This window comes from Siminovitchia acidinfaciens, from assembly GCF_003605385.1.
GTDB classification, from domain to species: domain Bacteria; phylum Bacillota; class Bacilli; order Bacillales; family Bacillaceae_C; genus Siminovitchia; species Siminovitchia acidinfaciens.
Genome location: NZ_QYTV02000002.1, coordinates 259,714 through 272,821, shown reverse-complemented (window position 1 = coordinate 272,821; position 13,108 = coordinate 259,714). Strand labels below are relative to the sequence as shown.

9 protein-coding genes are annotated in these 13,108 nt (G+C 42.9%); 8 read left to right on the top strand and 1 reads right to left on the bottom strand.

Annotated features, from left to right (window positions below):
* Positions 1-22: 22 nt before the first annotated feature.
* From D4T97_RS05540 to yihA, 6 genes are all read left to right on the top strand, one after another.
* Positions 23-1,012 (top strand): tetratricopeptide repeat protein, encoded by a 990-nt coding sequence (locus tag D4T97_RS05540; RefSeq protein ID WP_126048551.1) that lies wholly within the window; start codon positions 23-25, stop codon positions 1,010-1,012.
* A 616-nt stretch (positions 1,013-1,628) separates the two neighbouring features.
* Positions 1,629-2,918 carry a trigger factor gene (gene tig, locus D4T97_RS05535; RefSeq protein ID WP_126048549.1) on the top strand — a complete coding sequence of 430 codons (1,290 nt, stop codon included), beginning with the start codon at positions 1,629-1,631 and terminating at the stop codon, positions 2,916-2,918.
* A 263-nt stretch (positions 2,919-3,181) separates the two neighbouring features.
* Positions 3,182-4,432, top strand: a complete 1,251-nt coding sequence (clpX, locus tag D4T97_RS05530; protein WP_126048547.1) for an ATP-dependent protease ATP-binding subunit ClpX — start codon at positions 3,182-3,184, stop codon at positions 4,430-4,432.
* Between the two features lie 310 nt (positions 4,433-4,742).
* Positions 4,743-6,410 (top strand): ATP-dependent protease LonB, encoded by a 1,668-nt coding sequence (gene lonB / locus D4T97_RS05525; protein ID WP_126048545.1) that lies wholly within the window; start codon positions 4,743-4,745, stop codon positions 6,408-6,410.
* Positions 6,411-6,538: 128 nt separating this feature from the next.
* Complete coding sequence (gene lon, locus D4T97_RS05520) at positions 6,539-8,863, top strand: endopeptidase La (protein ID WP_126048543.1); 2,325 nt, start codon at positions 6,539-6,541, stop codon at positions 8,861-8,863.
* Positions 8,860-9,444: a ribosome biogenesis GTP-binding protein YihA/YsxC gene (yihA, locus tag D4T97_RS05515; protein WP_126048541.1), complete on the top strand. Its 585-nt coding sequence runs from the start codon at positions 8,860-8,862 to the stop codon at positions 9,442-9,444. Before lon ends, yihA begins: the two co-directional genes overlap by 4 nt.
* A 587-nt stretch (positions 9,445-10,031) precedes the next feature.
* Here the strand turns inward: yihA and D4T97_RS05510 are convergent.
* Positions 10,032-10,505, bottom strand: coding sequence for a LiaI-LiaF-like domain-containing protein (locus D4T97_RS05510; protein ID WP_235872163.1), 474 nt, complete (start codon positions 10,503-10,505; stop codon positions 10,032-10,034).
* A gap of 406 nt (positions 10,506-10,911) precedes the next feature.
* Here D4T97_RS05510 and hemA point away from each other — a divergent pair, with 406 nt between their 5' ends.
* Together hemA and D4T97_RS05500 are read left to right on the top strand one after the other, a co-directional pair.
* Positions 10,912-12,264 (top strand): glutamyl-tRNA reductase, encoded by a 1,353-nt coding sequence (gene hemA / locus D4T97_RS05505; protein WP_126048539.1) that lies wholly within the window; start codon positions 10,912-10,914, stop codon positions 12,262-12,264.
* Positions 12,265-12,277: 13 nt separating this feature from the next.
* Complete coding sequence (locus D4T97_RS05500; protein ID WP_126048537.1) at positions 12,278-13,108, top strand: cytochrome C assembly family protein; 831 nt, start codon at positions 12,278-12,280, stop codon at positions 13,106-13,108.

Below are 13,108 nucleotides of genomic sequence, written 5' to 3'. Positions count from 1 at the left end.
TCTGCAACAGGAAGGGTTATATATGAAAAAGGACAATGTGATTTTATTTCCGGGATTAAAAACACGGCTCTTTCAATTCGGAATGGAGTGTTTAAAGGAACGTCAATTTGAAGAAGCGGCGAAGCTGTTCGAACAAGCCAGGGAAATCGACCGTGAGGATGAGGAAATTGAAATGGCTCTCGCGGTGGCCTATTATGAAAGTGCTGACTATCAAAAGGCGAAAGACATGACGGAGGACATGCTCCATAAAGGCATCGGTGATTATTTTGAAATCAACGATCTCTATTTAATGATACTGATGCAATTAAATATGCATGATCGCGTGGTCCATACACTTGAAACCCTTTTTGAGGAGCAGCATGTCCCATTGGAAAAGCGGGAGCACTATCAGACGCTGTTAAAGTTCAGCAAAAGGGCCATGAATAATAAACAGGAATCCAATAAACCTCCGAAGGATTCAGAGCCCTCCATCCTTGGCAAGGGAGACTTTCGTGAGCAATTGGTCCGCATCAGTGCATTGGTGGATAAAAATATTCAGCCATATAAGGATTCATTGATCGAACTCTTGAACGATAGCCAGGCGCATCCTTTTTTGAAGACGGTGGCACTAAATGTGTTAATGGAGCATCGGATACAAACGCCGGTGCAAGTGACAAAGTTCGATTATGACGGTGAATTCGTTCCTGCCGAGCTTTCGGATGTAATGGACATGCCGATTTACCAAGCGGTTGTTTCAAAGCTGAATGAAGAGCTTGAACATGAAAATCCTGTTTTGCTTGAACAGTTGAAGGAAATGATACGCCGTCATCAGTTTCTACTATTTCCATTTGACTTCGATCCGGACAACGGATCGTTATGGGCAGCAGCCTACAGGGGATTCGGCCACGAGATGTATGGAGAAAGTTGGAGCTATGAAAAAACAGCAGGAAAGTTCAATGTAGATCCCGAAGAATTAGAAAATGCAATTTCTCTCATCTTTGATTTGGAACAACATTCGCCTGCAACTGTATAAAGTACCTTCCCTTATCTAGGATGTTTAAAAATTGTCTAATGACAAACGGTGACTCTCTTCGTTGTATGGGAAATTATTAAGTGATTAAGTTTGTAGATAACATATTATCTATTGGTGCTAAGTTCAGGTCCGACGGACAGGATGTCCTAGTGCCGCCGGCGCCCTAGCCCTTGAGGTCAAAAGCATGCTAGGAAGAGTGTGCTCCAGCGCCAAAGCATATCGTGGAAGTCTTGTCAGCTCGTCGCAAAGCCGCATAAAGCATTTTCAGAGAAGTTTCACATGATGTGGTGGAAATCAGCAGCTTAGCTAAAGAACTGCCTTCTCGGGGATCGTCTTGTGCTTGTTGGGGTAGGGCAAGTCGCTTGCGCTTTTGTACTTGGCCTGTTTCTACGGTAAAAGCATATACAGCGATGCGTAAACTAGCAGCCTCAACCTTCTTGCGACGCACAGGACATGGCCCTTTAGTCGACCTTTTGATTTGACAACTTTTGAACACGCACTTTAAATAGTTGAAATGCTATGTTATAATATAATGGTTATGCCACCCGTAGTTAGATTGAAAAAATAATATTTACATAAGAGATTTCTCGAAGATATGTAGTTGGAGGTAATGAATATGTCAGCAAAATGGGAAAAATTAGAGGGCAATAAAGGTGTCCTTACAGTAGAAGTAGATCAAGAAACCGTTGATAAAGGTCTTGATACAGCATTTAAAAAGGTTGTAAAACAAGTACACATCCCAGGTTTCCGTAAAGGAAGAATTCCACGCCCGATTTTTGAAAAACGTTTTGGCGTAGAATCTCTTTATCAGGATGCACTTGATGCAATTCTTCCGGAAGCTTATACTTCAGCTGTTGAAGAAACTGGAATCGAACCTGTTGATCAGCCTGAAATTGACATCGAACAGATGGAAAAAGGCAAAGAATTGATTTTTAAAGCTACTGTTGTAGTAAAGCCGGAAGTTAAACTTGGTGAATATAAAGGACTTGAAGGCGAAGATGTTGATACAGAAGTAACAGACGAAGATGTAGACAATGAATTGAAAACTCTTCAAGAGCGCCAAGCTGAGCTTGTAGTCAAGGAAGAAGGCGAAGCTGCAGAAGGCGACACAGTTACTATCGATTTCGAAGGATTCGTTGACGATGAGCCGTTTGAGGGCGGGAAAGCTGAAAACTATACGCTAGAACTTGGTTCCGGAAGCTTCATTCCAGGATTTGAAGAGCAACTCGTAGGTGTAGAAGCTGGAGCGGAAAAAGACGTATCCGTTACTTTCCCTGAAGAATATCATGCAGAAGAATTAGCTGGAAAACCTGCGGTTTTCAAAGTCAAAGTTCACGAAATCAAAACAAAAGAACTTCCTGAGCTTGACGATGAGTTTGCAAAGGACGTTGACGAAGAAGCAGAAACACTTGATGCATTGAAAGCTTCAATCAAAGAACGCCTGACAAAAGACAAAGAACATGAAGCTGACCACAAACTCCGTGATTCACTGGTTGAAAAGGCTACTGAAAATGCTGAAATCGAGCTCCCTGAAGTCATGGTTGAAAACGAATTGAAAAACATGATGAAAGAGTTCGAACAGCGCCTTCAAATGCAAGGTATGAATTTGGATCTTTATTTCCAATTCTCCGGGCAGGACGAAGATGCTCTTAAGAGCCAAATGAAAGAAGATGCTGAAAAACGTGTCCGCATGAACTTGACGCTTGAGGCGATTGCAAAAGCTGAAAACCTTGAGCCAAGCGAAGAAGATGTGAATAAGGAACTTCAAAAGATGGCCGACATGTACAGCATGGCTGTTGAAGATATCAAAAAAGCATTTGGCGGAAATACCGATCAAATCGAAGCTGATCTTAAAATCCAAAAAGCAGTCGATTTCCTTGTTGAAAACAGAGCTGCTGGTGCATAATATAAATAAACATAACGTTGAAGCAGTCAACATATGATAAAACAAGGCGCGGGTCAAATCGTGCCTTGTTTTACAATAAAAAGAAGTACATGCTCTATACATAACAATAACTACTACAATTCAATAAAATAATTAATCACCTATACTGAGCGAATTAGTGTATATTTATTTACAAAATATGCTACAATGCAATACATAACTATTTAACACCTGCAACTCTGTGACGAAGCTAAGGTATAGTTATCAAAAGGGGTGAGAGTTCATTGTTTAAATTTAACGAAGAAAAAGGACAACTGAAGTGTTCTTTTTGCGGAAAAACTCAGGAACAGGTTCGTAAACTGGTCGCTGGACCAGGTGTATATATATGTGACGAGTGTATTGAACTCTGTACAGAAATCGTTGAAGAAGAGCTGGGTACAGAGGAAGAATTTGAATTCAAAGACATTCCTAAACCTCGTGAAATCCGAGAGATACTTAAGGATTACGTTATCGGGCAGGAGCAGGCAAAGAAGGCGCTCGCTGTTGCGGTATATAACCACTATAAACGGATCAATTCCAATAGCAAGATTGATGATGTGGAATTGTCCAAGAGTAATATCTGCTTAATCGGGCCGACTGGTAGCGGTAAGACACTTCTTGCGCAAACGCTTGCCCGTATTTTGAACGTCCCATTTGCCATTGCTGATGCCACTTCCTTAACCGAAGCCGGTTATGTGGGTGAGGACGTTGAAAACATTCTTTTAAAATTAATCCAGGCAGCGGACTATGATGTTGAAAAAGCGGAAAGAGGCATCATTTATATTGATGAAATCGATAAAGTGGCGCGGAAATCCGAAAACCCTTCAATTACTCGTGATGTTTCGGGTGAAGGGGTTCAGCAGGCATTACTGAAAATCCTTGAAGGAACAACGGCAAGTGTTCCGCCACAAGGTGGACGCAAGCATCCTCATCAGGAATTCATCCAGGTTGATACGACGAATATTCTCTTCATTTGCGGAGGTGCCTTTGACGGCATTGAGCAAATTATCAAGCGCCGTCTGGGACAAAAAGTGATCGGATTTGGTTCAGATAATAAACAGGCAGATGAAGATAAGGGACTGTTATCGAAGGTTCTTCCTGAAGACCTTTTGCAGTTTGGACTAATCCCTGAATTTATCGGTCGTCTTCCGGTTATTTCAAGTCTGGAGCAGCTTGATGAAGATGCGCTGGTCGAGATTCTGACAGCGCCGAAAAATGCGCTTGTCAAGCAATACCAGAAGATGCTCGAACTTGATAATGTCGAATTGGAATTTGAAGAAGACGCTTTGCGGGAAATTGCCAAAAAGGCAATCGAGCGTAAGACAGGTGCGCGTGGCCTTCGTTCCATCATCGAAAGTATCATGCTCGACATCATGTATGATCTTCCATCGCGTGAAGACATCAAACAATGTATCATAACTAAAGAATCAGTCCTCGACGAGAAGCCGCCAAAGCTTGTTCTTGAAGACGGAACTGTTTTAAAAGGAACTGCATAATAGAAAAGCGCAAGGCGCCCGCCCATCGGCGACAAGCACAAGACGAATTGCGAGGAGGCAGCTCTTCAGCCACCACAGCAATTTGGCTTGTGACCTCGAGCCGATGGCGCCTGAAGCTAGACATATCACAACATTATTCTAATAAAGAAAATGAGTATACATTTTAAACATGTAAGTCCAGGAGGTATTTTGCTCCCTGGACTTTTTGCGTCTTTTATTAGTATGGCGTCGATAGAAATATTTCGTTTATTCCTGATCTTGTACGGAGATACTACCCATATGCGAAAAAGTGTGATCAGGAGGGAATATGATGAATTGGACTGTCATCGTCTTGCTCATTCAGTTGTTTTTCGGAACAGTCATCGGACTGTATTTTTTTAACCTGCTAAAGAATCAAAGATCGCAGAGAGTTACGATTGACAGGGAATCGAAAAAGGAAATGGAACAACTGAGAAGAATGCGTGCCATTAAGCTGACTGAGCCGTTATCCGAAAGGGTCCGTCCTTCGAGTTTTAATGATATTGTTGGTCAGGAAGACGGAATAAAAGCCTTGAGAGCAGCATTATGCGGCCCTAATCCGCAACATGTGATTATATATGGACCCCCTGGAGTGGGGAAAACAGCGGCTGCGAGGCTTGTTCTTGAAGAAGCAAAGAAATATGAGAGATCTCCGTTTCGTCGGTCAGCCGTCTTTGTTGAGTTGGATGCAACGACTGCCCGCTTTGATGAACGGGGGATTGCAGATCCGCTGATTGGATCGGTTCATGACCCGATTTATCAGGGAGCTGGCGCCATGGGTCAGGCGGGAATTCCTCAGCCGAAACAAGGAGCTGTCTCTAATGCCCATGGAGGCGTCCTGTTCATTGATGAAATTGGTGAACTTCACCCAATCCAGATGAATAAGCTTCTTAAAGTTTTGGAAGACAGGAAAGTTTTTCTGGAAAGTGCCTATTATAACGAAGAAAACAACCAAATCCCAACCCATATCCACGATATTTTTCAAAAAGGTCTTCCTGCAGACTTTAGGCTTGTTGGAGCAACTACTAGAACCCCCAGCGAAATCCCACCGGCGATCAGGTCGCGCTGCATGGAAGTATTCTTCCGGGAACTGGAGAGGGAAGAAATTAAAAGTGTAGCTGAAAAGGCGGCAGACAAAGTAGAACTATCAATCAGCGAAACCGGCCTAACAACATTGGCTTCCTATGCCTCAAGTGGAAGAGAAGCAGTGAACATGATACAAATTGCTGCAGGTCTTGCGATTACAGAAAAAAGAAAACAAATACTTGATGCCGATATCGAATGGATTGTGGAAGCGAGCCAACTCGTACCGAAGTATGAAAAGAAGATCGCTGAACAGCCCTCCGTAGGCATTGTTAACGGATTGGCCGTTACGGGGCCAAACAGTGGGGCGCTTCTGGAAATAGAAATGATGGTGATTCCCGCTCAAGAAAAAGGGTCGATCAACATCACAGGTATCGTTGAGGAAGAAAGTATTAATGGACAGGGCAAATCGATCAGAAGGAAGAGTCTTGCAAAGGGCTCGTTGGAAAATGTCCTCACTGTATTGAGGTCTATGGGAGTTCCGGCGCATCAATATGATATACATGTAAATTTCCCTGGAGGCGTGCCGATTGATGGCCCTTCTGCCGGAGTCGCAATGGCAGTAGGAATTTATTCGGCCATCTATAAAATTCCGGTCGAGAATACGATCGCGATGACAGGAGAGATTGGAATTCAAGGTGATGTTAAACCGGTCGGAGGGGTCTTAGCCAAGGTGAAGGCGGCAAAGCTTGCTGGTGCCCGGACAGTTTTCATTCCTGAGGATAATATGGGGTCAATATTGGGCAGCATTGACGACGTTGACATCATCCCGGTAAAAAGAATTGAAGATGTGCTAAAAAGAGCACTTAAAAGCAATAATGACCATGATTTTGTTTTTACGGATTTCATTCAGGGAATGAGTAAAAGGAGTGTTTAGAAGAGGGATGAAAGTCATGGACGCCTGTTCCTCGACATTAACCGTCCATATAAGCTAAAATTGTATTAATACGCTTTTTTACGTCCTTCTATTCATAATGGAAGGGAATTACTGGGAGGTGTACGAATGTGACGAAACAAAAAGAGGCGTTCGTTCCCCTGCTGCCATTGCGCGGGATGCTTGTTTTTCCGACGATGGTTTTGCATCTTGACGTTGGAAGGGAGCAATCTGTCCAGGCATTAGAGCAGGCGATGCTCACCGACCATCTTATTTTTTTGACGACTCAAAAAGATACTGCGATTGATGAGCCTGGTGAGGACGACATTTATAAAGTTGGAACATTAACAAAAGTCAAGCAAATGCTTAAGCTTCCAAACGGTACGATTCGTGTATTGGTAGAGGGGCTGGCACGGGCGCACATGAAAGAGTATATTGTTAAAGATGATTTCGCCGCAGCCACATTGGATCTGTATGAGGACGATACGGACAAGGATGTGGAGACCCAGGCTTTAATGAGGACAATGCTTGAGTATTTTGAGCAATACATTAAGCTGTCCAAGAAAATATCAGCGGAAACGTTTGCGACTGTGGCTGATATGGAAGAGCCTGGGCGAATGGCGGATATCATTGCATCGCATTTGCCATTGAAATTGCAGGATAAACAAGAGATCCTGGAAACATTTGATGTGAAAAAAAGACTCGGCAATGTGATTGAAATCATCCATAATGAGAAAGAAGTCCTTAATCTTGAGAAAAAGATCGGCCAAAGAATCAAACAGTCGATGGAGAGAACTCAAAAGGAATATTATTTGCGAGAGCAAATGAAAGCCATTCAAAAAGAACTCGGGGAAAAGGAAGGCAAGGTTGGAGAGGTTGCCGAACTAACCGAAAAAATAGAAAATGCCGGCATGACAGAACATGCCAAGATGACCGCTTTCAGGGAGCTTGACAGATATGAAAAGGTACCCGCCACATCTGCGGAAAGTGCAGTAATCCGAAACTACCTTGATTGGCTGGTTGCCCTTCCGTGGAAGAAGTCAACAAAAGATGATCTGAACATCCATAAAGCGGAAAAGATTTTGGAACGGGATCATTATGGACTCAAGCATGTCAAGGAGAGGGTACTTGAATTCCTGGCAGTGAAACAGTTGACCAAATCATTAAGGAGTCCCATACTTTGCCTTGCTGGCCCTCCAGGTGTTGGAAAGACAAGCTTGGCACGATCAATTGCCGAGTCGATGGGAAGAAATTTTGTCCGGATCTCGCTCGGTGGAGTAAGGGATGAATCCGAAATCAGAGGACACCGGCGTACATATGTCGGGGCGATGCCCGGCCGGATCATTCAGGGAATGAAGAAGGCGGGTACGATTAACCCAGTATTTTTATTGGATGAAATTGACAAAATGTCCAATGATTTTCGTGGTGACCCTTCTTCCGCGATGCTCGAAGTGTTGGATCCTGAGCAGAACAGGACGTTTAGTGATCACTATATAGAAGAGACATATGACCTTTCAAAAGTCATGTTTGTAGCTACTGCCAATGATTTGGCGACCATTCCAGGACCTCTTCGGGACAGGATGGAAATTATTACGATTTCCGGTTACACCGAATTGGAAAAAATCCATATTGCCAAGGATCATCTGCTATCAAAGCAGGTTGAGGAACATGGGTTAACGAAAAGCCAGCTTCAGGTCAAAGAAGATGCCATCAGGGCAATTGTCCGCTATTACACGAGAGAAGCGGGGGTCAGAGAGCTGGAGCGCCAGCTCGCATCCATCTGCAGGAAAGCGGCGAAAATCATCGTTGCCGGTGACCGCAAAAGGGTCATTGTGACGGAAAAAAATTTAGAAGAACTCCTTGGTAAGAAAAAATACCGCTATGGCCAGGCAGAGCTTGAAGACCAAGTAGGTGTTGCTACAGGACTTGCTTATACGACAGTAGGAGGAGACACCCTCCAAATTGAAGTATCGCTAACTCCGGGGAAAGGGAAACTGATTTTAACCGGAAAATTGGGCGATGTAATGAAAGAATCCGCTCAAGCTGCCTTCAGCTACGTACGTTCCAAAGCGGAAGAATTGAAACTGTCGGATGATTTTTATGAAACGTGCGATGTCCATATTCACGTGCCGGAAGGTGCGGTTCCTAAAGATGGGCCGTCCGCGGGAATTACGATAGCAACGGCACTTGTATCTGCTTTGACCGGAAGCCCAATCAGAAAAGAAATCGGCATGACCGGAGAAATTACTCTGCGGGGAAGGGTCCTCCCTATTGGTGGAGTGAAGGAGAAGTCGATGAGCGCCCATCGGGCCGGATTGACGACAATTATATTACCAAAAGATAATGAAAAGGATATCGATGAGATTCCTGACAGTGTAAAACAAGACCTGACCTTCATTCCTGTGACACATATGGATGAAGTGCTTGAGAAAGCATTAGTGGGAGAGAAGCAATGAAAGTTAATAATGTAGAAATGGTAATCAGTGCTGTCAAGCCTGAACAATATCCCGATGAAGGACTGCCGGAATTTGCACTTGCCGGCAGATCCAACGTCGGAAAGTCTTCTTTTATCAATAAAATGATTAATCGCAAAAGTTTGGCCAGAACATCATCAAAACCTGGTAAAACGCAAACGTTGAACTTTTATAGGATTGAGGACATGATCTACTTCGTGGACGTTCCGGGATACGGATTTGCAAAAGTGTCCAAAAGGGAACGCGAAGCGTGGGGACAGATGATTGAAACGTACCTGACAACTAGGAAAGAGCTCCGTGCGGTCATGTTAATCGTCGATCTGCGCCATCCTCCGACGGAAGATGATGTTATGATGTATGACTTCCTTAAATACTACGAAATCCCGTGTATTGTCATCGCTACAAAGGCGGATAAAATCCCTAAGGGTAAGTGGTCCAAGCATTTGAAAATAGCCAAAGAAAAGCTAAATATGGTACCCGAAGATGAAATCGTAACATTCTCTTCGGAAACTGGTGAAGGCAAGGACATCGTGTGGAAAATATTAACGAAGAGATTCAAATAAATAGGCCGTTCGGAAAGTCAGTGAAAATTGATTTTCTGGGCGGTTTTTATTGATGGATTGGGAGATTTTTTGCAATGAGTGCGTTATGAGGGCCTGTGGCAGCGGAAAAAACGTTGGCACGGAAACTAAAAGGAGCTCTAAGTCACCGAAGCAGCGAAAAAACTGCTGACTAGGTCACCAAGAGCACTGGGGATGCCCGTTTTCCCTGGAAATACAGTCGCTACTCGCTTTAATAAAATATGCTAAATAAGTTTAATTTTAAGAAATTCCATTGACGCAGCCAGGCAAAGATTGCCATGGGCCCTTCATCTTGCCAATGTTTGCTATTTTTCTGCTGAGACGGGCGATTATCCTTCAATGTTGCCCGCGTTTGCTGTTTTTCTGCTGAGACGGGCATGATTATCCTTCGATGTTACCCGTTTTTGCTATTTTTCCGCCGGCACGGGCAACATTTGCCCTCAATGTTGCCCATGTTTGCTTTTATCCATGGCTAGGGACTAAAAAGATCAAGACTGTTCCTTCAAATGATTTTAAGTCTCCAGGTTTGGTGAAAATATAATTCAACTTATATTTAAATGGCGGCAACTTTATTTTTTTCTTTGTAAAAATATAAAGTAGGCACCGGCTGCTATGAAGAAGATAGGCCAGAAATTACTGATAAGTGAAATGTCGTGACCGCGCTCGACAGCCCAGTTTGCAAGCCGGTCGAAGAACAACAGCAATGAAGCTGCCGCCAAAAAGAGAAGGCCCATCATAAGTCCGGCCCCTGTTTTTACATATGTAAGTAGAATGCCGACTGCAGCCAACAGGAGAAATACTCCCGCATGATCCTGCCACATATCAAGCTTATTGACAACATGGAAGTGTATCCCCATGCCCGTTATTATAGCACCCGGTAAAATCGCCTCATTGTCTTTTGCTAAATACCCTTGGGCAAGAAATCCCAGTCCCACGATAATAATCAAAGTTGGCCAGGAATACAGATCATCAAATATTTGTATGTTGTATTGCTGTAAAAGAAAATAAAGGCCAAATCCTAAGAATATAACTCCGGTAAACATTCCCTTTTTCACCAAAAAAATCACATCCAACGTGTTTGCTTGTATTTCAACAGTATATTTGCTATGTTACAAAAGGATTCAAAAATAGTTTTACTATAAGAAATTAAGGCTGAACAGGCGTTTTGTACTTCCTTTAGCGTCGTTTTTAGCCCCTCGAGGTCACAAGTTTGCTTGGAAGACTGTGCTCCTGCGCCATAGTTTATTCGGAGAAGTCTTGTTCAGCTCGTCGCAAAGCTGCATGGAGCATTTTCAATGATGCTTCACACGATGTGATTGAAGTCAGCAGCTTGCCTCGCACTTAAATATAACACAGGTTTCGCTTTCTGTTCACATCTTTTTAGAATTCTTCTAATGTGAAGTGATATACTAAAGATAGTGAGTATCATATGGAGGTGCCTATTTTAATATGCACATCATCGTTGTCGGTTTAAATTATCAAACAGCGCCCGTCGAGGTCAGGGAGCGGCTTGCTTTCGCGGAAGGTGATCTGGCTTCAGCGATGACGACGCTGAAAAATAAAAAAAGCATATTGGAAAATATCATTGTTTCTACTTGCAACCGGACGGAAGTATATGCGGTGGTGGATCAGATTCACACTGGCCGCTATTATATTAAAGAATTTCTGGCTGAATGGTTTCAAATAGATCAAAAAGATTTTTCCGATCATTTATTTATTCATGAGCATGAACGTGCGGTTGAACATTTGTACAAAGTTACATGCGGACTTGATTCCATGATTCTTGGAGAGACGCAAATACTTGGTCAAATAAGGGACAGCTTTTTGCTAGGCCAAGAAAAGGGAACAACAGGAACAGTCTTTAACCATTTAATGAGACAGGCTGTTACATTGGCTAAGCGGGCTCATTCGGAAACCGAAATCGGAGCAAACGCTGTTTCAGTCAGCTATGCGGCAGTCGAGCTTGCCAAAAAAGTTTTCGGTCAATTGACGGACAAGCATGTGCTCATCATTGGAGCGGGAAAGATGAGCGAGTTGGCTATCAAGAACCTTTATTCCAATGGAGCTACGAAAGTGACTGTCGTCAATCGTACATTTGAAAGAGCGGAGAATTTAGCAAGCCAGTTTAATGGACAGGCTAAGCCGCTAAGTGAACTGCAGTGCGCAGTCATGGAAGCTGATATTGTCATCAGCTCCACTGGGTCGCAGGAATATGTGTTGACAAAAGATATGATGACACAGGTTGAAAAAATGAGGAGAGGGCGCTCACTTTTCCTTGTGGATATTGCCGTGCCGAGGGATTTGGATCCCGGCATTTCGGAAATCGAAAGCTTTTTCCTCTATGATATAGATGATCTCGAAGGCATTGTACAGGCGAATTTGGCCGAAAGGAAAAATGCCGCTGAAGAGATCATGGGCATGATCGAGAAAGAGATTGTAGAGTTTAATGAATGGCTGAATATGCTAGGTGTCGTTCCAGTCATTACTGCTTTACGAGAAAAGGCTTTGTCGATTCAAGCTCAAACGATGAAAAGTATTGAACGGAAAATCCCGGATTTGACAGAACGGGAAAGAAAAGTGATTAGCAAGCATACGAAAAGCATCATTAATCAGATGTTGAAAGATCCGATTTTGCAAGTGAAGGAATTTTCGGGTGAGGCGAATGCTGCAGAAAAAATTGCTATCTTCAAGCAAATTTTTGATTTGGAAGTTGCAGTAAATCAAGCAGAACCAGTACGTGAGAAGGCTTCTGCCAAAAAGAAAATAAAGCTTGCGGCACCGCTGCATTCTTTCCAATCATAAGAGGAATGAGTCCATGTTCGATCTTGTATTGGCAAGACTTCCAGAATTGGTAATCGTTATTTACGCCTTATCTATTCTGCTTTATTTTATCGATTTCGTTGACCACAATCGGAAAGCAAACACCCTTGCTTTCCGGTTGCTTTTGATTGTTTGGACACTTCAAACAATCTTTTTGTTTATGTACATGACTAGTACTGGTAGATTCCCAGTATTGACTATTTTTGAAGGGCTTTATTTTTACACCTGGGTACTTATTACAATATCTTTAGTTCTTCATCATATTTTTAAAGTTGATTTTACAGTGTTCTTTACAAATCTGATTGGATTCAGCTTTATGGCCATTCATGCTTTTGCCCCGATTCAGCGCTCGTCTGTATCGGCTGAGCAGTTAATGTCGGAATTGCTATTGATTCATATTACGATGGCCATTCTTTCATACGGAGCGTTTTCGGTGTCATTCGTATTTTCCGGCCTTTACCTGCTTCAATTTAAGCTGCTTAAAGAGAAAAGGTGGAAGAAGAAGTTATGGCGCCTGGCTGATTTGGCGAAACTGGAAAAAGCATCCTTTATTTTAAATACAGTCGGTGTTCCCATGCTTTTGTTAAGTCTCATTTTGGGTCTTAGATGGGCGCTGATCAAACTCCCGCATTTTCATTGGTATGATCCCAAAATTATCGGGTCCTTTTTTTTGTTGATAGTATATGGATTCTTGCTATATGCTTATGCTAAACGGGTCATGTTCGGACGAAAATTGGCTTTATGGAATGCAGTTGCTTTCTTATGTGTATTAATCAACTTTTTTCTGATCAGCGGATTATCAAAGTTTCATTTTTGGTTTTCATAA

What these genes read in the sequence shown, in the direction of transcription:
- D4T97_RS05500 (WP_126048537.1), top strand. Translation starts at nt 12,278, where the DNA reads ATGTTCGATCTTGTATTGGCAAGACTTCCAGAATTGGTAATCGTTATT.
- D4T97_RS05510 (WP_235872163.1), bottom strand. Translation starts at nt 10,505, where the DNA reads ATGTTTACCGGAGTTATATTCTTAGGATTTGGCCTTTATTTTCTTTTA.
- hemA (WP_126048539.1), top strand. Translation starts at nt 10,912, where the DNA reads ATGCACATCATCGTTGTCGGTTTAAATTATCAAACAGCGCCCGTCGAG.
- lonB (WP_126048545.1), top strand. Translation starts at nt 4,743, where the DNA reads ATGAATTGGACTGTCATCGTCTTGCTCATTCAGTTGTTTTTCGGAACA.
- tig (WP_126048549.1), top strand. Translation starts at nt 1,629, where the DNA reads ATGTCAGCAAAATGGGAAAAATTAGAGGGCAATAAAGGTGTCCTTACA.
- D4T97_RS05540 (WP_126048551.1), top strand. Translation starts at nt 23, where the DNA reads ATGAAAAAGGACAATGTGATTTTATTTCCGGGATTAAAAACACGGCTC.
- yihA (WP_126048541.1), top strand. Translation starts at nt 8,860, where the DNA reads ATGAAAGTTAATAATGTAGAAATGGTAATCAGTGCTGTCAAGCCTGAA.